19 protein-coding genes are annotated in these 18,958 nt (G+C 70.6%); 16 read left to right on the top strand and 3 right to left on the bottom strand.

Annotated elements, in window-relative coordinates; all coding sequences use genetic code 11:
- The first annotated feature begins 7 nt into the window (after nt 1-7).
- Genes HYQ63_RS36210 through HYQ63_RS36150 form a run of 13 tightly spaced genes read left to right on the top strand, consistent with a single transcriptional unit; the run spans nt 8 to nt 14,474 of the window.
- Nucleotides 8-1,546: a right-handed parallel beta-helix repeat-containing protein gene (locus HYQ63_RS36210; protein ID WP_179937928.1), complete on the top strand. Its 1,539-nt coding sequence runs from the start codon at nt 8-10 to the stop codon at nt 1,544-1,546.
- Between the two features lies 1 nt (nt 1,547).
- On the top strand, nt 1,548-2,858 hold the full coding sequence (locus tag HYQ63_RS36205; protein WP_179937927.1) for an O-antigen ligase domain-containing protein: 1,311 nt from the start codon (nt 1,548-1,550) through the stop codon (nt 2,856-2,858).
- Between the two features lie 8 nt (nt 2,859-2,866).
- On the top strand, nt 2,867-4,078 hold the full coding sequence (locus tag HYQ63_RS36200; RefSeq protein WP_179937926.1) for a glycosyltransferase: 1,212 nt from the start codon (nt 2,867-2,869) through the stop codon (nt 4,076-4,078).
- Nucleotides 4,075-5,310, top strand: coding sequence for a class I SAM-dependent methyltransferase (locus HYQ63_RS36195; RefSeq protein ID WP_179937925.1), 1,236 nt, complete (start codon nt 4,075-4,077; stop codon nt 5,308-5,310). Before HYQ63_RS36200 ends, HYQ63_RS36195 begins: the two co-directional genes overlap by 4 nt.
- A 13-nt stretch (nt 5,311-5,323) precedes the next feature.
- Complete coding sequence (locus tag HYQ63_RS36190; protein WP_179937924.1) at nt 5,324-6,118, top strand: glucose-1-phosphate cytidylyltransferase; 795 nt, start codon at nt 5,324-5,326, stop codon at nt 6,116-6,118.
- On the top strand, nt 6,115-6,762 hold the full coding sequence (locus tag HYQ63_RS36185) for a PIG-L deacetylase family protein (protein ID WP_179937923.1): 648 nt from the start codon (nt 6,115-6,117) through the stop codon (nt 6,760-6,762). The genes HYQ63_RS36190 and HYQ63_RS36185 overlap by 4 nt, the downstream gene beginning before the upstream one ends.
- Nucleotides 6,763-6,765: 3 nt before the next feature.
- Nucleotides 6,766-7,791 carry an NAD(P)-dependent oxidoreductase gene (locus HYQ63_RS36180; RefSeq protein WP_179937922.1) on the top strand — a complete coding sequence of 342 codons (1,026 nt, stop codon included), beginning with the start codon at nt 6,766-6,768 and terminating at the stop codon, nt 7,789-7,791.
- On the top strand, nt 7,779-9,062 hold the full coding sequence (locus tag HYQ63_RS36175; protein ID WP_179937921.1) for a DUF4910 domain-containing protein: 1,284 nt from the start codon (nt 7,779-7,781) through the stop codon (nt 9,060-9,062). Before HYQ63_RS36180 ends, HYQ63_RS36175 begins: the two co-directional genes overlap by 13 nt.
- A 5-nt stretch (nt 9,063-9,067) precedes the next feature.
- Nucleotides 9,068-10,366, top strand: coding sequence for a hypothetical protein (locus tag HYQ63_RS36170; RefSeq protein WP_373689231.1), 1,299 nt, complete (start codon nt 9,068-9,070; stop codon nt 10,364-10,366).
- Nucleotides 10,363-11,319: a glycosyltransferase family 2 protein gene (locus HYQ63_RS36165; RefSeq protein WP_179937919.1), complete on the top strand. Its 957-nt coding sequence runs from the start codon at nt 10,363-10,365 to the stop codon at nt 11,317-11,319. Before HYQ63_RS36170 ends, HYQ63_RS36165 begins: the two co-directional genes overlap by 4 nt.
- Nucleotides 11,316-12,593, top strand: a complete 1,278-nt coding sequence (locus tag HYQ63_RS36160; RefSeq protein WP_179937918.1) for a polysaccharide pyruvyl transferase family protein — start codon at nt 11,316-11,318, stop codon at nt 12,591-12,593. Before HYQ63_RS36165 ends, HYQ63_RS36160 begins: the two co-directional genes overlap by 4 nt.
- Nucleotides 12,590-13,141, top strand: coding sequence for a dTDP-4-dehydrorhamnose 3,5-epimerase (gene rfbC / locus HYQ63_RS36155; protein ID WP_179937917.1), 552 nt, complete (start codon nt 12,590-12,592; stop codon nt 13,139-13,141). The genes HYQ63_RS36160 and rfbC overlap by 4 nt, the downstream gene beginning before the upstream one ends.
- A 7-nt stretch (nt 13,142-13,148) precedes the next feature.
- Entirely contained in the window at nt 13,149-14,474 is a 1,326-nt protein-coding gene (locus tag HYQ63_RS36150) for a glutamate-1-semialdehyde 2,1-aminomutase (RefSeq protein WP_179937916.1), read from the top strand.
- Nucleotides 14,475-14,481: 7 nt separating this feature from the next.
- On the opposite strand, the gene HYQ63_RS36145 is transcribed toward HYQ63_RS36150, so the two are convergent.
- Nucleotides 14,482-15,165 carry a phosphatase PAP2 family protein gene (locus HYQ63_RS36145; RefSeq protein ID WP_179937915.1) on the bottom strand — a complete coding sequence of 228 codons (684 nt, stop codon included), beginning with the start codon at nt 15,163-15,165 and terminating at the stop codon, nt 14,482-14,484.
- A 65-nt stretch (nt 15,166-15,230) separates the two neighbouring features.
- Between HYQ63_RS36145 and HYQ63_RS36140 the strand changes: the two genes are divergently transcribed.
- From HYQ63_RS36140 to HYQ63_RS36130, 3 genes are all read left to right on the top strand, one after another.
- Entirely contained in the window at nt 15,231-15,563 is a 333-nt protein-coding gene (locus tag HYQ63_RS36140; RefSeq protein ID WP_179937914.1) for a hypothetical protein, read from the top strand.
- Between the two features lie 422 nt (nt 15,564-15,985).
- A complete protein-coding gene (locus HYQ63_RS36135; RefSeq protein WP_257232365.1) occupies nt 15,986-16,522 on the top strand; it encodes a hypothetical protein in 537 nt (178 codons plus the stop codon).
- A gap of 75 nt (nt 16,523-16,597) precedes the next feature.
- Complete coding sequence (locus HYQ63_RS36130) at nt 16,598-16,870, top strand: integrase (protein ID WP_257232364.1); 273 nt, start codon at nt 16,598-16,600, stop codon at nt 16,868-16,870.
- Nucleotides 16,871-17,169: 299 nt separating this feature from the next.
- Here the strand turns inward: HYQ63_RS36130 and HYQ63_RS36125 are convergent, their stop codons facing one another.
- A complete protein-coding gene (locus HYQ63_RS36125) occupies nt 17,170-17,919 on the bottom strand; it encodes a DUF4232 domain-containing protein (protein ID WP_179937912.1) in 750 nt (249 codons plus the stop codon).
- Nucleotides 17,920-18,047: 128 nt separating this feature from the next.
- A complete protein-coding gene (locus tag HYQ63_RS36120; protein ID WP_179937911.1) occupies nt 18,048-18,956 on the bottom strand; it encodes a sulfotransferase domain-containing protein in 909 nt (302 codons plus the stop codon).
- Between the last annotated feature and the right edge of the window lie 2 nt (nt 18,957-18,958).

Raw genomic sequence — 18,958 nt, 5'->3', positions numbered from 1 at the left:
AGGACGCGTGGGGATGAAGTGGCGGCACTGGGCGTTGCCGGCGGCACCGCTGGCGCTGGTCCTGCTGGCGGCGACCGGCTGTACGAGCACGCCGGACGCCGGGGCGGGGCCGACCGATGCGCCATCCGCGTCCGGGGCGCCCGCCACGTCCGTGGCCCGGGTGTGCGCCAAGCCCGCGGCCGGGCCGGCGAAGGCCCCGGCCGGCGCGGTGACGGTCGACCCCGGGGTGGTCGGTGACCTGGCCGAGAAGACCAAGAGCAACCCCCCGGGCACCACGTTCTGGCTTCGGCCGGGCAAGCACAGGCTCGAGCCGGACCGCTACGCCCAGGTCATCGCCAAGAAGGGGAACCGCTACCTCGGCGCGCCGGGCGCGGTGCTCGACGGCGGGAAGAAGAACAATTACGCGATCAGCGGCACCGCCCACGACGTCACCATCCGCTACCTGACCGTGCAGCACTTCGTCGCGCCGCCCGATGAGGGCGTGGTCAACCATGACATGGCCGACGGGTGGGTGATCGAGCACGCGAAGATCCAGTACAACTCCGGCGCCGGGCTGATGGCCGGTGCACACCAGCAAGTCCGCGCCAGCTGTCTGCGCGGCAACGGGCAGTACGGAATGAACGCGTACAAGACCGGCGACTCCATCCGCGGCCTGGTGGTCGAGGACAACGAGATCGTGGGCAACAACACCGACGACTGGGAGCGGCGGAAGCCGGGCTGCGGCTGCACCGGAGGCATCAAGTTCTGGGCCGTCAACGGCGCCGAGATACGCGGCAATTGGGTGCACGACAACCGTGGGGCCGGGTTGTGGGCGGACAACAACAACAACGACTTCCGTATCGAGGACAACCTGCTCGAGGCCAACGACGGTGCCGCGCTCATGTACGAGACCAGCTACAACGCGGTCATCCGGAACAACGCGATCCGGCGGAACAACTGGGTCGAGGGCCGCAAGTACGCCGACCGCGGCGACAACTTCCCGTACGCGACCATCTACGTGTCCGAGGCCGGCGGCGAACCACGGATCCGGGCCCGCACGGACAAGATCGAGATCCGCGGGAACGTGCTGGAGAACAACTGGAACGGCATCACTCTGTGGGAGAACGCCGACCGGTTCTGCAACAGCCCGGCCAACACCTCGACCGGTTACTGCACGTTGCTGGTGAAGGACACCAAGCGCTGTGCGAAGACGGCGATCGCCGCCGCACCGCTCTACGACGACTGCCGGTGGAAGACCCAGCGGGTGGACATGCACGACAACCGCTTCCTGCTGGACACGTCCGTCGTCAAGTGCAAGGAGGAGTGCGGCCGGATGGCGGTCCTCAGCAACTACGGCACCTATCCGAAGTGGTCTCCGTACAAGGGCAAGCGGGTGGCCGAGGCGATCACCCTCAAGCAGCACAACCGCTGGCACGACAACGTCTACCGCGGACCGTGGAGCTTCGTCGCGGAGAACACGGACCAAGAGCTCGACTCCGGGCAGTGGCAGGGCACGCCGTACCGGCAGGACGCGGGCAGCACCTTCGCCCCACGGGCCGGTGGTTGAGATGGACGGGAACCTGAAGCGCGGTGGGCTGCCGGGCGGACCGGACACTGCCGTCACGCAGCCCGGCGCCGAACCGCGCCCTGCCGGCACACCGAAGGCCGTCGGGATCGTCTGGGCCTTGCTGGGCCTCAACACGCTCGGCTCCGCCGGGGCGAAGACCATCGTCCCGCTGCCCCGCTCCCTCATCCAGATGGCCACCATGGGCGCCCTGGTCGCGGCGTTCGCGCTGGCGCTCGCGCTCAATCTCCAACTGCGCATCCGGGCTAGCGCCTTCGTGTCCCTGCTCACCTTGCTGCTGGTGCCGAGCGTGATCTCCAGCGCGAACCTGGAGGTCGGGTTCGGCGCGCTGTTCCGCTGTACCCGACTGGCTCTCTTCGTCGGCACACTGTGGCTGCTCAGTCGATGGTGGGACGGCAGCGTGACGTTCGTCCGGCACCACATCCGGATGTACTTCGCGGCGCTCGGAACGGCGGCCGCCGGCCTGGCCATCTCACCGGGCGCGGCCATGCCGGAGTACTACGGCGGGCGGTTGGTCGGCGCGTTGTGGCCGCTCACCCCGCCGCAGATCGGACAGTACGCCGCAGTGATCACCGGGCTCACCGTGCTGCTCGTACTGGGCCGCCGGACCACCAGGGGCAGCGCGGCGTTCGTGATCGTGCCGTCCCTCGTCCTGCTCGCGTTGACCCATACCCGGACGGCCACGGTCGGCCTGCTCATCGGGCTGGTGCTGGCGATCGGCTCACTCGTCCTGACCAGCGCTGCCGCCCGCCGGTTCTTCGCCTGGGCGGTGCTGGTCGCCGCGGTGGCCGCGGTGGTGTTCGCCTCCGCGCTACAGGCGTGGTTCCTGCGCGGACAGAGCAAGGAGAACCTCTCCAACCTCACCGGTCGGGCCAAGGTCTGGGACGCCCTGCTGGCAGCGCCCCGGACGACCGCGGAGCAGGCGTTCGGCGTGGGCCTGGGCGACAAGTCGTTCGGCGGGCTGCCGATCGACAACAGCTGGCTGGCCGTCTACAACGAGCAGGGTCTGATCGGCGTCACCCTCGTAGCGTTGATCATCATCGTCCTCGCCGGCGTCGCGCTGCTGCGACCACCGTCGCTGCCGAGGGCCTGCGCGATCTTCCTGATCAGCTACGTCGCGATCTCGTCGTACACCGAGGCCGGCCTCGGCGACGCCTCGCCGTATCTGCTGCATCTGGCCTTGGCCGCCTCGCTCCTCGCGGCACCTGCCACGGCAACGCCCCTCGCGACGGCCACGCCCTTCATGACGCCCGCAGTTCCTCAACGACGTATCCCGCGATGGGCCCGGAGGTGACCTTGAGCATGCACGTCCTCGTGGTGCACAACCGCTACTCCTCGGCGCAGCCGAGCGGGGAGAACAGAGTTGTCGACCAGGAAGTGGGGCTGCTGCGCGCGGCCGGCCACCGGGTCGAGGTGTTCGAGCGGCGCAGCGACGACATCGCCGGCCGGTCCCTCCCCGGCAAGGCCGCCGTGCCACTCCTCGTGCCGTGGAACCCGGCGGTCCGCGCGGAGCTCGCCGCCCGGCTGCGCACCGAGCGGCCGGACGTGGTGCACATCCACAACGTCTTCCCGCTCCTGTCACCCGCGGTCCTTGCCGCCTGCGCCGACGCCGGCATACCCGCCGTCGCCACGCTGCACAACTACACCCAGGTCTGCCCGCCCGGCACGCTGCATCGGGACGGCCGGCCGTGCTTCGAGTGCGTCGGGTCGGTGGCGTCGCTGCCCGCCGTCCGGCACGGCTGCTACCGGAACTCCCGCCTTGCGACGGTGCCACTCGCGGTCAGCCTGACGGTCAACCGGCGGCGGTGGTGGTCCGGAGTGGAGCGGTTCTTCTGCATCTCCGCGGCGCAGCGCGACGTCCTGGTGCGGTCCGGCATGCCACCCGAGCGGCTGGCGGTGAAGCACAACTTCGTACCTGACCCCGGCGCCTTCCGGGCGGGCGCCGGCGAGCAGCTGCTCTTTCTCGGTCGGCTCGCGGAGGCCAAAGGCGTGCGGCTGCTCATGGCCGCGTGGGACGACATCGCAGCGAGCGGCGGTGTGGGCGTGCCACTCGTGCTCGCCGGCGCGGGGCCACTGGAGCGAGAGGTGACCGCCTGGGCGGCGGGCCGGGACGACGTGCGCTACGTCGGGCTGCTCGACCTGGCTCAGTGCGGGCAGGCCGTCGCGCGGTCGGTCGCCGTGGTGGCTCCCTCGATGGCCATGGAGACGTTCGGCCTGGTCGTCGCGGAGGCGATGGCGGCGGGGGTCCCGGCCGTCGCCGCCGGCCACGGTGCCTTCGTCGAACTCGTCGAGGACGGGGTGACCGGGCTGCTGCACCGGCCGGGCGAGCCCGCCTCGCTCGCGTCCTGCCTGCGCCGGATCACGGCCGAGCCGGCCCGCAACCAGGAGATGGGCGAGGCGGCCCGGCGCCGTTACGAGCAGCGCTTCAGCCCGGCCGTCGGGCTGGAGCGCCTGGTGGATGAGTACCGCACCGCGATCGCGGATCGGACGGAATCAATGGGGGGCAGTAGATGACACGATGCCGACTCTGCGGCTCGGCGACGCTGGCGAGCGTCGTCGATCTCGGGGCGACGCCACCGTGCGAGAGCTTTCTCGCCGCGGACCAACTGGACCGGCCTGAGCCCGCGTACCCGCTGCACCTGCGTGTCTGCACCGACTGCTGGCTGGCGCAGATACCTCCGCTGATCACGCCGGAGGAGACGTTCAAGGAGTACGCGTACTTCTCCTCGTACTCGACCTCCTGGGTGGAGCACGCGCGCACGTTCGTCGCCGACGCCGTACAGCGGGTGGGTCTCGGCCCCGACGCCTTCGTGGTCGAGGTGGCGAGCAACGACGGGTACCTGCTGAAGCACGTGGTGGACCGGGGGATCCGCTGCCTCGGCATCGAGCCGTCGGTGAACGTCGGCGCCGCGGCGCGGGACGCGGGTGTGCCCACGCTCACCGAGTTCCTGTCCCCGGACACCGGAGCGGCCGTCCGCGTCGAGCACGGCCCGGCGGACCTGGTCGTGGCCAACAACGTGTACGCGCACATCCCCGACGTGGTCGGGTTCACCCAGGGGCTGCGCGCCCTGGTCGCCGACGACGGCTGGGTCTCCATCGAGGTGCAGCACCTGCTGACCCTGATCGAGGAGAACCAGTACGACACGATCTACCACGAGCACTTCCAGTACTACACGGTCGCGTCCGCGATCCGGGCTCTTGCGAGCGGCGGACTCACGCTCGTGGACGTCGAGTTGCTGCCCACGCACGGCGGATCCATCCGGCTGTGGGCCAGGCCGGCCGAGGTGGCCGGCGAGCCGTCCCAGCACGTGGCCGACGTACTGGCCCGGGAGAAGGCCGCCGGGCTGCAGGAGCTGTCCGGGTATACCGAGTTCTCCGCCCGGGTGGCCAAGGTGCGCCGGGATCTGCTGCGGTTCCTCATCGAGGCGGCCGAGCGCGGCGAGACGGTCGTCGGCTACGGCGCCCCGGGCAAGGGCAACACCCTGCTCAACCACTGCGGCATCCGGCCCGACCTGCTCCCGTACACGGTCGACCGCAACCCGTACAAGCACGGCAGGTTCACCCCGGGTACCCGCATCCCGATCCTGCCGCCCGAGCGGATAGCCGCCGACAAACCGGACTACGTCCTCGTCCTCCCGTGGAACCTGCGGGCCGAGCTGGTCGAGCAGCTGTCCTTCGTGCACGACTGGGGCGGCCGCCTTGTCTTTCCCATCCCGGAACTGAGCATTGTCGAGGTCGCGTCTTGAAAGAGGTCACAGCATGAAGGTCGTACTGTTCTGCGGCGGTTACGGGATGCGGATGCGCAGCGGCGCCGCCGACGACGTGCCCAAGCCGATGGCGATGGTCGGCCCCAGGCCGCTGATCTGGCACGTCATGCGCTATTACGCGCACTTCGGGCACACGGAGTTCATCCTGTGCCTCGGGTACGGGGCTCACCACATCAAGGACTTCTTCCTCAACTACGAGGAGACGACGTCCAACGACTTCGTACTGCGGGGCGGGCGGACCGAGCTGCTGTCCACCGACATCTCGGACTGGACGATCACGTTCGCGCAGACCGGCATCGAGTCGCCCATCGGGGAGCGGCTGCGCCGGGTGCGGCATCACCTGGACGGCGACGAGATGTTCCTCGCCAACTACGCCGACGTGCTCACCGACGCCCCGCTGCCGGAGATGATCGACCGGTTCGCCCGGCGCGATGCCGGTGCGTCGATGATGGTGGTGCCGCCGCAGTCCTCGTTCCACTGCGTGGAGCTGGGCGAGGACGGCCTGGTGGGAGGCATCACCGCGGTGAGCGAACTGCCGCTGTGGGAGAACGGCGGCTACTTCGTGCTCCGCCAGGAGGTCTTCGACCACATCCCCAAGGGCGGGGACCTGGTCGCCGACGGATGCGCCCAACTGGCCAAGCGGGGGCGGCTGGTGGCGCACCAGCACCGTGGCTTCTGGAAGCCGACCGACACCGTGAAGGAGCGGGCCGCGCTCGACGCCGCCTACGCCCGGGGCGACCGCCCGTGGGCCGTGTGGGAACGGGACAACGAGGCGGTGAGCGCGTGATCCGGCTCGGGGCCGGGAGCCTGGACCGGATCGTCGCGGTGGGCGCGCACTGCGACGACATCGCCATCGGCGCCGGTGGCACGCTGCTGACGCTGTGCCACGCGCGACCGGGGCTCCGTGTCGACGCGCTGGTGCTCTCCGGCGGCGGCAGCGAGCGCGAGCAGGAGGAGCGGGCCGCGCTCGCCGCCTTCTGCCCGGGCGCCGACCTGCGGCTGACCGTGCACAAGCTGCCGGACGGCCGGATGCCCGTGCACTGGGACGAGGCCAAGGCCGCGGTCGAGGAACTGCGCGGACAGACCGAGCCGGATCTGATCCTGGCCCCGCGCACCGAGGACGCCCACCAGGATCACCGCGGCCTGGCGAAGCTGATACCCACCGCGTTCCGCGACCACCTCGTGCTCGGCTACGAGATCGTCAAGTGGGACGGTGATCTCGGCCGTCCGGCGGCATACCAGCCGCTGTCACCGAAGATCGCCGAACAAAAGGTGCGGCTGCTGCAGGAGCACTACCCCTCGCAGCGGCACCGGCCCTGGTACGACCGGGAAGCCTTCCTCGGTCTCGCACGGATCCGCGGCATCGAATGCCACGAGCGATACGCCGAAGCGTTCGCCGTCACCAAACTCACGCTCAACCTGGGGGGTTGAACCTTGCGCGTACTGCTGACCGGACACCAGGGCTATCTGGGAACCGTCATGGCCCCGGTCCTTGCCGCCGGCGGGCACGAGGTCGTCGGCCTTGACGCCGGCCTGTTCGCCGACTGCGTGCTGGGCCCGACGCCCACGGACCCGTCCGGGCACCGGGTGGACCTGCGTGACATCACGGCCGAGCACATGGCGGGGGTGGACGCCGTGATCCACCTGGCCGCCCTGTCCAACGACCCGCTGGGATCGCTGGCGCCGGAGCTCACCTACGACATCAACCACCACGCGTCGGTACGCCTCGCCCGGCTGGCCCGCGACGCCGGAGTGCGGCGCTTCCTGTACGCGTCGACCTGCTCGGTCTACGGCGCCTCCGGCGGCGGCGACCTGGTCACCGAGGACGCCCCGCTGCGCCCGGTGACGCCGTACGCGGAGTCCAAGGTGCGGGTGGAGGACGACCTGCACGCGCTGGCCGACGGCGACTTCAGCCCGGTGTACATGCGCAACGCCACCGCCTTCGGCTACTCACCCCGGCTGCGCGCCGACATCGTGCTGAACAACCTGGTGGGCCACGCCCTCCTGTCCGGCGAGGTGCTGGTGCTCTCCGACGGCACCCCCTGGCGCCCGCTGGTGCACGCCGCCGACATCGCTCGGGCCTTCACGGCCGCGCTGACCGCGCCACGCGAAGCGGTGCACGACCGTGCGTTCAACATCGGCAGCGAGACCAACAACGTCACGGTCGCCGAGATCGCCGAGCAGGTCGCCGAGGCGGTGTCCGGCGCGAAGGTGGTGATCACCGGGGAGACCGGTGCCGATCCGCGGTCGTACCGGGTGGACTTCTCCCGGTTCCGCGCCGCGATACCCGACTTCGACTGCGAGTGGACCGTGAAGCAGGGCGCGCTCGAACTCGCCGACGCCTACCGGAAACACGGGCTGGCCAAGGAGGACTTCGAGCGACGCTTCACCCGCCTTGCCGTGCTGCGCGCGGCGTCCGACACCGGCACCGTCGACGACACCCTGCGGTGGCGCCGGTGACCACGGTCGGCGAAGAGATGCACACGCTGGTGGAGCGGTTGTACCCGCTGTGCCGGAGCATCACCGGCGACGGTGTGCGCGCCACCCTGGACATCGTCGGCGAGTACGTCCCGCTGCGGGTGCACGAGGTGCCGACCGGGACGCAGGTACTCGACTGGACGGTGCCGCAGGAGTGGAACATCCGGGACGCGTACATCGCCGACACCGCAGGCCACCGGGTCGTCGACTTCGCCGCGTCCAGCCTGCACGTGCTCGGCTACAGCGTTCCGGTCTCCGCGACCATGCCGCTGGCCGAGCTGCGCGCACACCTGCACACCCTGCCGGACCGCCCGAGCTGGGTGCCGTACCGCACCAGCTACTACAAGCCGGAATGGGGGTTCTGCCTGGCCCAGGAGACCCTGGACGCGATGCCGGACGGTGAGTACGAGGTCCGCATCGACTCCACACTCGCCGATGGCCACCTCACCTACGCCGAGCACGTGGTCCCCGGGCAGGTCCCCGACGAGGTGATCGTCTCCTGCCACGTCTGCCACCCGTCGCTGGCCAACGACAACCTGGCGGGCATCGCGGTGGCGACGTATCTGGCCCGGGCGCTGGCGGAGCAGACGCCGTACTACACGTACCGCTTCTTGTTCGCGCCCGGCACCATCGGGGCGATCACCTGGCTGGCCCGCAATGCCGAGCGGGTCGAGCAAGTCAAGCACGGGCTCGTGCTGGCCTGCGCGGGCGACCCGGGCCCGCTCACGTACAAACAGAGCAGGCGGGGCGACGCGGAGATCGACCGCGTGATGCGGCACGTCCTCGCCGCCTCCGAACGCCCGTACCAGGTCAACGAGTTCACTCCGTACGGCTACGACGAGCGGCAGTTCTGCTCGCCCGGGTTCAATCTTGGTGTGGGCTCGCTCACCCGGACCCCGTACGCGGGCTACCCCGAGTACCACACCTCGGCGGACAACCCGGACTTCGTCTCGCCGGAGGCGATGGCGGACACCCTCGCCGTCTGCCGCGAGGCGTTCGCCGTGCTCGAACGCAACCGGCGGTACGTCAACCTCAGCCCCTACGGCGAACCGCAGCTGGGCCGACGCGGGTTGTACGACGCCCTCGGCGGCCGCAGCGACACCAAGCAGGCCCAGATGGCCATGCTCTGGGTGCTCAACCTCTCCGACGGCGAGCACAGCCTGCTGGACGTCGCCGAGCGGTCCGGGCTGCCGTTCGACACCGTCGCCGTCGCGGCCGGCGCGCTGCACGGCGCCGGGCTGATCAAGGCATGACGCAGATGACCACCGAGAGGGAGAATCCGAGGACCACGGCGCCACCGACCGGATCCGCCAAGCGGGCCCTCGCCGGTCGGCTGTCCTGGGGACTGGCCGACCAGGCGGCCTCCAGCATGTCCAACTTCGCGGTGGGCATCTACGTGGCCCGCTCGCTGGGGGTGACCGCGTTCGGCGTGTTCAGCCTCGCCTGGGTGACCTACGGCGTGGTGCTCAACGTCTCCCGCGGCCTTGCCACCGACCCGCTCGTGGTGCGCTTCAGCGGCGTGTCGGCCGCGTCGTGGCGCGCGGCGGTGGCCCGGTCGTCGGGTACCGCGCTCGGCGTCGGTGCCGCCCTCGGCGCGGTGTCCGTGGTGGTCGGGCTCGCTCTCGGCGGCCGATTGGGGACCGCGTTCTCCTGCCTCGGCGTCGTACTGCCGGGGCTGCTGCTACAGGACGCGTGGCGGTTCGCGTTCTTCGCCGCCGGCACCGGGCGGAAGGCGTTCGTCAACGACCTCGTGTGGGGCGTCGCGCTCGTCCCGGCCATGGTGGTGGCGGCCCGCGTGGGCAGCGTGGAAGCCTTCGTGCTCGCCTGGGGCGCGTCCGCCACGGTCGCCGCGGTGTACGGCTGCTTCCAGTCCGGCATCCGGCCCCGGACGACCGGAGCGCGCGAGTGGCTTCGCGAGCACCGTGACCTCGGCTACCGGTACCTGGTCGAGAACGTCACCAACAGCGGCGCGAGCCAGCTGCGGGCGTACGGGCTCGGCGCGATCGTCGGGGTCGGCGCGGTGGGCGTGATCCGGGGCGCCGAACTCCTGCTCGGCCCGTTCATGGCTGTGCTGATGGGTCTTTCCCTGGTCACCGTCGCGGAGGCGGCACGGGTGCTGCGGCGGGCCCCGCACCGTCTGGGCACGTTCTGCCTTCTGCTGGGCGGCGGGCAGGCCGCCGCCGCGCTGTTCTGGGGCGGGGCGCTGCTGCTGGTGCCGGACCGGGTCGGCGAGCTCGTGCTCGGCGGCGTCTGGAGCTCCGCCTCGGAGCTCATCGTGCCGGTGACGCTCGGCGTCGCGGGCGCCGGTCTCGGCACCGGCGCGGCGGCCGGGCTGCGCGCGCTCGGCGCGGCCCGGCGCAGCCTGCGCAGCCAACTGATCGCCTCCGCCTGCTACGTCATCGGCGGGCTCGGCGGCGCTGCCGTGGCCGGCACAGTCGGCTCGGCCTGGGGCGTCGCCGCCGCGACCGTCTGCGGTTCGGCCGTGTGGTGGCTGCAGCTGCGCTCCGCCCTGCGCGAGCGCCACCAGATCCCCATCCCCGAAGTGAGGACGTCATGACTGTCTCTGGCCGCACTCCCCGGCTGAGCATCGGCCTGCCCGTGTACAACGGCGAGGAGTACCTCGCCGAGTCGCTCGACGCCCTGCTCGGCCAGACCTACGAGGACTTCGAGCTGGTCATCTCCGACAACGCCTCGGCCGACGGAACCCAGGACATCTGCCGCAAGTACGCCGCGCAGGACTCGCGTATCCGGTACATCCGGCTGTCCCGGAACATCGGCGCCGCACCGAACCACAACTATGTGTTCACCCAGTGCCACGGCGAACTGTTCAAGTGGGCCTCGCACGACGACCTGTACGCCCGGGACCTGCTGCGGGCTTGCGTGGAGGCGCTGGACGCACGGCCGGACGTCATCCTCGCGCACGCCGACCAGGCGGTCATCGACGGCGACGGCCAGGTGAAGGTCCCGTACGAGTACGGGCTCGCCACCGACTCGCCGCGCGCGCCCGAGCGCTTCCGCAGCATGCTGTTCGAGCCCGGCGGCGACGACTTCTACGGGGTGATGCGGGCCGACGTGCTGCGCCGGGTGAAGCCGCACGACAGCTACCACCACGCGGACCGCACGTTCGTCACCGAGATCGGCCTGCACGGCCCCTTCCACCAGGTGCCGGAGCTGCTGTACTTCCGCCGCGACCACCCCACCCGCGCCGAGCGGGCGAACCCGTCGAAGCGCTCCCGGTGCGTCAACCTCGATCCGCGCCGGGCAGGCCTGCTGCACCCGACGCCGCGGCTGCTCGCCGAGTACGTCTGGGGCTTCGTCGCGGCGATCCGGCGGGCTCCGTTGTCCGCGGCCGACCGGCGCGCGTGCTACCGCCACCTGGCCGCCTGGATGACCAGCCGGGCCCGGCCGGGCGCCGGCGAGCGGGTCGAGGACCGCGCCCCGATCGATCCGGCCAAGCTCACCGTCTCCGTCGACGACCTCGTCGCAGGGCGAGAAGGCAGGCAGGCATGACCCGTGCGAACGAGACCCCGGTGCGCGTCGGGGTGTTCGGCCTGCTCGGCTCCGGCAACCTCGGCAACGACGGGTCGCTCGAAGCCGTCCTCGGATACCTCCGGGCCGAGCACCCGAAGGCGGCCGTGGACGCGCTGTGCGGCGGACCCGAGGCCGTCACGACCCGGTACCGGATTCCCGCGACGCGGCTGCACTGGTACCGCGGGGAGTACCGCACCGCGTCACGCGCGGGCGCGATGGCGGGGAAGGGCCTCGGCAAGATCGTCGACGTCTTCCGCACCGCCGCCTGGGTGCGCCGGCACGACGTGGTGATCGTCCCCGGCATGGGTGTCCTCGAGGCCACGCTGCCGCTGCGGCCGTGGGGCTTCCCGTACTCGCTGTTCCTGCTCTGCGCGAGCGGCCGGCTGCTGGGCACCCCGGTCGCGCTCGTCGGTGTCGGCGCCGCCGAGATCCGCAACCGGCCGACCCGGGCCCTGGTGCGCTGGTCGGCGCGGCTGGCCGCGTACCGGTCGTACAGGGACGACCTGTCCCGCGACGCGATGCGGGCGATGGGCGTGGACACCGCGCGCGACGAGGTCTACCCGGACCTCGCCTTCGCCCTGCCGACGCCGGGGGAATGGGGTATCCCCTGCTCGGAGCTTGTCGGAGAGCTTGGGGAAGCGCCCTCGGGGCCGCCGGGCCCGGTCTGCGTCGGCGTCATGGACTTCCACGGCGGCAACGACGACCGCGCCCGGGCCGAGGAGATCCACCGGCGCTACCTCGACGGGACAACCCGGTTCGTCCGCGCGCTGGTCGAGGACGGCAGGCCGGTGCGGCTGCTCACCGGCGACGCATGCGACGCGCCGGTGGTCGCCGCGATCCTCGACGCGGTGGACTCGCCGCTGGTCACCGCTGCCGAAGCGGCCTCGCTTGCCGACCTGATGAAGGAGACAGCGGTTGCCGACACCGTGGTGGCGACCCGCTACCACAACCTGGTCTGCGCGCTGAAGGTCGGCACGCCGACGCTCGCACTCAGCTATGCGGCGAAGAGCGACGCGCTCATGGATCGGATGGGCCTTGGCGCGTACTGCCACCCGGCCCGCGAGGTCGACGCCGACCGGCTGCTCGAACAGTTCCGGACGCTGGAGAAGCGATCGGCGGAGCTGCGGCAAACCCTCACCGAGCGGAACCTGGCCGCCGCCCGGCAACTCCAGCACCAGTTCACCGCCTTGACCGAGGCCCTGTTCCCCGCGACCGACCACACCCACACCCACACCATGCGGGAGGCCCCATGAAGGCGACCGAAGTCCCGGAGATCGCGGGCGCGTACCTGTTCGAGCCGACCCCGTACGCCGATGAACGCGGCTTCTTCTGCCGCACCTTCGACGCCGAGGTGGTCCGCTCGGTGGGCCTCGACCCGGACGCCTTCGTCCAGGACAGCCTGTCCCGCTCGGTACGGGGCGTGCTGCGCGGCCTGCACCTGCGCTCCGGCGCCGGCGAGGCCAAGCTGGTGCGGTGCTCGTACGGGAAGATCTTCGACGTCGTCGTGGACCTGCGGACGGACTCGCCGACCTACCTGGGCCGGGCCTTCTTCGAGCTGTCCGGCGAGACGCAGGCGGCCCTGTACATCCCGGCGGGGTGCGCGCACGGCTTCCAGGCGCTGACCGAAACCGCCGACACCTCGTACCGGATCGACCGCCCGCACGATCCGACGGAGGACGTGACGATCGCCTTCGACGACCCGGAGCTCGCCATTCCCTGGCCGCTTCCCGCCACATCGATGTCCCAGCGGGACCGAGAGGCGCCGAGCCTCGCCGAAGTCCTGAAGCAGAAAGTGAGCTGAAGTCAGCGTGGACACCGAAGAGTTCCAACTGCCCCGGTCGCGGACGGCGAACGAGCGGCTGCACGCCATGATCCCCGGAGGCGCGCACACCTACGCCAAGGGCGACGACCAGTACCCCGAGAACCTGGCCCCGGTCATCAGCCACGGACGGGGTGCCCACGTATGGGACATCGACGGCAACCGCTACGTCGAATACGGCTCCGGCCTGCGGTCGGTCAGCCTCGGCCACGCCCACCCACGCGTGATCGAGGCGGTGCGGCGGGAACTCGACCGCGGCAGCAACTTCGTCCGGCCGTCCATCGTGGAGGTCGAGGCCGCGGAACGCTTCCTGGCCACGGTGCCGACCGCCGAGATGGTGAAGTTCGCGAAGAACGGCTCCGACGCCACCACCGCCGCGGTGCGCCTCGCCCGGGCCGCCACCGGGCGCCCGCGGGTGGCCATCTGCGCCGACCATCCGTTCTTCTCCGTCGACGACTGGTTCATCGGCACCACACCGATGTCCGCCGGCATTCCCACAGCCACCACCGACCTCACCGTGGCGTTCCCCTACGGGGACCTGGCTGCCACCGAGGAGCTGCTCACCCGGTACCAGGACGAGGTCGCCTGCCTGATCCTCGAACCCGCCACCCACACCGATCCCCCGCCCGGGTACCTCGCCGGCCTGCGCGAGCTGGCCGACCGGCACGGCTGCGTACTGATCTTCGATGAGATGATCACCGGCTTCCGCTGGTCCGAGGCGGGCGCCCAGGGCCTGTACGGCGTCGTCCCCGACCTCTCCACGTTCGGCAAGGCGCTGGGCAACGGATTCGCCGTCTCCGCGCTGGCCGGGCGCCGCGATCTGATGGAGCGGGGCGGACTGCGCCACTCCGGCGACCGGGTGTTCCTGCTGTCCACCACGCACGGTGCGGAAACGCACTCCCTGGCAGCCGCGATGGCCGTGCTCACCACCTACGTCGAAGAGGGCATCACCGCGCGGCTGCACGCCCTCGGCGAGCGGTTGGCCGCCGGTGTCCGCGACGCCGCGGCCGGCATGGGCGTCGGCGACCACATCCTCGTCCGGGGCCGGGCCAGCAACCTGGTCTTCGCCACCCTCGACGAGAACCTGCGGCCGTCGCAGCAGTACCGCACCCTGTTCCTGCGCCGACTCCTCGCGGGCGGGGTGCTGGCCCCGTCGTTCGTGGTGAGCAGCGCGCTCGACGACGCCGACATCGACCACACCGTCGACGTGGTGGCCCAGGCGTGTGCGGTGTACCGGAAGGCACTGGACGGCGCCGACCCCACCCCCTGGCTGGGCGGACGACCGGTGAAGCCCGTGTTCCGCCGCTCGACGTGACGTAACGTCAGCGACGCTGCTCCCGACCGGCGTCGGCCATCCGATCGATTAGCTGGTCAGCCGTCCGGTCGACCAGCCACGCGGTCGCCGGTATCACCGCCAGCGCGGTGCACCAGCCGCCGAGGACGTCGGTCGGGTAGTGCGCGCCCAGGGCGACCTGCGCCCAGCCCATGGCGGCGCCGGCGACCAGCGCCGCGGCGAACACGAGTGACGTGCCGGCCGTCCTGCCGAGGCCGAGCCGGCCGGTCGCGAGCAGCGCCACCACGAGGGCGAGCGCGGTGGCGAAGGCGGTGTGCCCGCTCGGGTAGGACAGGTTGCCGTCGCCGTGGATGGTGCGTCCCACCAGGTGCTTGAGCAGCGTCGCCGTCCCCACGGACATGCCGGCGCCGATGACGACGAGCACCGCCGCGCGAGGACGCCGAAGCAGCAGGCAGCCGGTCACGGTGGCCACGACCAGCGTCGCCGCTCCCCCGGGCTCCCCCAAGAAGTCCGTCGCCAGAGCGACGTGTCGCCACGGCGGTCCCACACCGTCCACGGCCACCGCGATCCGCGCGTCCACCATGCCGGGCTCGTTGCCGTCGGCATACAGGACCCCGAGCACGACGACCACCAGCGCGGCAAGGGCCGCAATCAGCCCGAGCCACGCGCGCAGCGATGGGGGCAGCACCGCGGGCGCCGGCCGCCCGGTCACGCGCCCACCGCGTCCGGCCGACCTGCGGTGGTGACCTTCTCGTCTGCCGTGCTCAGCGTCGGGTGTTGGGGGATTACGTCGCCGCCCTGCGTGCGCGGCGGGACCGCGACAGAACGCTGACCGTGTTGGCGGAGCCGATGACCGCGCCCCACGACGGCGGGGCGTTGTTTCCGGACGACTCCGGTGGCCGTAATGCCCGGCACGCCACGGCCTGTGTGTCCCGTCAGTACCTCGGCTCCCGCGGGCACCACCGCGCCGCAACCCCCTACGTGGGGGCGGTCGAACCCCGCAAGAACTGCCCGCTGCGGTCCGCCGACCTGGCCGGGATCGTCAGCTTGTATGGGCTGCGCGACTGGACCGAGCAAGATGACAAACCCGTCGAGCACGAATTGGGCTAGGGCGACTTCCAGGTCCGCTCCGGCCAGGCGATCCAACGCGAGCCCCCTGTCTCCGCCCCACCCTCAAGCCGCCCCGCGGACACCCGCTCCTGGTCCGTACGGCCCGGCAGGAGCCGTCAGCCTGCAGCCCCGGACTCGCCAGCCTGGCCATAACCCTGGTCAAGGGCATCAGGATCAGCCTCAATCGTCATCCTAACCAACAATCCGGTCGCGGTAACCGCCGTCGGGCAGTCACGGAGCGTGAGTCGCGCCCGGTTCCGTAGCGTCCCTGAAGCCAGATTCGCGACCACGGCATCCCATGTCACCGGTGGTGGGGGCGCGAGGTCAGGATCAGGGGGAGGAGCAGGCTGAACGGGAGCGGCGCGAGGCCGCCAAGAACCAACCCTGCGACAAGGGATGAAGCGATGACATTGCATTCCGATGTGGCCGAGTTGCTGGCGGGTGCCGGCATCGTCGACGTGGACATCGATGATGCCGTCGCGGACGAGCACGTCCGATCGTCCGCGTACCAACGCGTCGTCTCGGTAACCGCTTCCTCGCGGAGCCGCGACCGAGACCGCGAGATTGTGGCCACGATCCTGCGCGACCCCATGGAGATGGTGTCCAAGACGGCGGTGGTCGCCCTCGTGGACAGGCTCGCGATGAAGGTGACCGGTCCCGCCGAGTTCCGCCAGTGGTCGGCCGAACTACTGCCAGAGATCGACCAGCTCAAGACGGAGGCGTACCGCGAGTTCATCCGCCGCCGCATCCACGACTGGCTGTTCTACCTGTCCATCGAGGACGGTCACGTGCCGACACCGGTCGAGTTGGCGAAGGTCACGGACTGGATGCAGCGCGTCCTCGCCGAGGAGTCGACGTCGCTGGCGGTACTCGCCCTGCTCGCCGAGTCAGACAGCAGGAAGAAGACACGAAACATCGCGAAGAACCGAGCCGGAAGCCGCAAGCTGAGAACGAAATGAGTCGGTAGTGGCAATCGGCAGGCGCGCCGACTGCCTCACGGCGCGGGTGACCCTGCGGGCTCCGTAGGTGCCGCCGTGAGGCCAGCAGCCGACGTGACCGTCGCCGGTGGTCAGCCGCGTGAACTGCTGGACCGGACCTTGATCTGGAACGAGCGGCACCTGCTCTACGCGCTGCGGGAGTTCGAGCGGTTCTACAACTCTCATCGCGCCCACCAGGGCATCGCGAACGCCCGTCCGCTGCGCCCGTTACCCACGCCGATCACCGACCCCGACCAGATCGCCCGCCTCGACATACGAAGACGGGAGCGCCTGGGCGGCACCCTCAACGAGTACCGGCATGCAGCGTGACCTGGGCGGATGATATTTCCGGCAAGAGCAACGTCATGAACGGAAAGGTCACCACCGCATCCTCTGACGCGACTGCCGGACGACGACACCCGGCCCTGAAAGCGGATACGGGCCGGCCGAGCCAGTACCCGGGCGTGCGAAGTTGTCCCGTCTGGTGGAAACCGGCCTTCTCGTAGGCAGCGATCCCCACTCGGTCCGGCGCCGTCCGCCCCGTTCCTCACCGCCCGCTGCGGCTGTGGGGAACGGGGCGAGCCGGCACCGACCGCCCGACGGGCGGTGGGCCGGTGAGCCGTGACAGGTCACCAGGCGAGGGCGTCGTCCACATTGTCCTGCCAGTACGTCACCCGGGCGCCGCTGTCGACGTAGACGGAGCCGCCGGGCAGTTCGACGTTCGTGCCGTCCTCGCTGCCCTCGATGAACACCTCCAGGGAGTTGACCTCGCGGCCGTGCTCGCCCGAGCCGTCGGCCGAGGAGGTGGTGATTCCCGCGTAGGCACTCTCGCCCGGGGCGAGGACGATGACGGACTGCGGCTTGCTCTCCTCGATGACAGGGGTGGCGGCCTGCGCGTCCGCGCCGAACTTCAGGCGCGGGAAACCGACGAGCTTGCAGTCGACGCCGGCCCCGTTGGTCGCCGAGAGCAGCATGTGGTTGACGGGCCGCTGGACGTCCTGGAGGTTGAAGACCGTCTTGTTGATGTCGCAGTTGCCGATCGGCTCGGTCTTGGCGCCTTCGCTGCCCACGGTCCGGGCCGCGTTTTCCGCGCCGGCCTGCTGCTTGGTGGCGCCGCCGCCCAAGGCGTCGGCCTGAGAGCCGTGCTCCTCGCCCGAGGCGGAGTCGGCCTTGCCTTCGGCCTTGGTACCGGTGCCGCTCTCCCCACTGCACGCGGTGGTCAGGGTCAGGGCGGCGACCGCCAGCATCGAGGCGGCGACGGTCCGGACGGTAGGTGTGCGGTGGCGCGTGGTGACGTTCCTGTTGGCTCCCCCAACGGGACGATGGGTCGCGACGCGCAGGGTGCGGGCGCGAGCGGCGATGAAGGAGTTGATCGACATGATGGTCCTTCCGCGGTGGGCGATTCGGCCGTTTTCCGGCACGTTTGGCACCGGAATCCCAGGGTGTGGGGTTCGGCTGCTCATAAGGAAGGCCGATCGTTGCCCGATTACTGCTCATGACAGACCATTCACGGCGATTGCGGCGCCGGAGTGTGAGGTGGTCCGTGCAGCCAGTCGAGCAGGTCCGCAGGCGCCATGTGCGCCACACGGGCATGGTAACGGGCCAGTTCGTCCGAGGAGAGCACGTCACGGCCCGCCCCGGAGCCACCGCGGCGGAAGAAGGCCGTCGCGTCCTTGAAGATGTCGGCCGGATCAGGGGCGAGACGATGTGCCGCGTCCCGCATACTCGCGAAGGTCGCCGCCTCGATCAACTCGGGCCAGGTCCGCTCGGGCACGGTGATACCGAGCAGGTTCGCCACGCGCCGCATCTCACTGCCGAGGTGCGTAGACAGTTCGTCGTAGTGCACCAGCGTGACGTTGGACGCACCGCGTCGGTTCCATGCATCCGTCAGATGCCACATGGCACAGGGCAACGAGTCCATGTCCGCGCGCGGCGAGACGTCGGTGTCGATCCACTGGAGCAGCCACTCGTGCAGCGGCGGTGGCGCGGCGCGCTCCGGGCGACCGGTGAGCGCACGCATCCTTGCCCGATCCATGTTGCTCATTTGGTGATACATCGACACCGCCATGTCGAGTGGATGTCGTGCGACGACGATGTAGTGGGCGCGTGGGTCGAGGGGAATGCCGTCCAGTGGTGTGTGTGTCTTGACGAATCGCCGATGTCGCTGGGCGGACAGCTTCTCGAGCACGTCGTCGATGGGCACCATCGTGCAGTCCAGCCAGGGTGACAGTTCGCGCAGCGGAAGTGGGAGATCCGTCCTCTGGAAGACCAGCAGCGCGCAGATCATCTGCATCCACGCGGTACCGCTCTTGGGCCGGGTGCTGATGACGATGTCACCCGCCCGGCACGTGAAGCCCGCCCATCGCGCGCTGTCCTCGGTGGTCGATTCGTAGCGAACCGGGAACTGCGATGTCATGG

Source organism: Streptomyces sp. Rer75 (assembly GCF_013414305.1).
Lineage (GTDB): Bacteria > Actinomycetota > Actinomycetes > Streptomycetales > Streptomycetaceae > Streptomyces > Streptomyces himastatinicus.
Note: the sequence above shows the minus strand (reverse complement) of the source record. Positions and strands in the feature narration are given on the sequence as shown.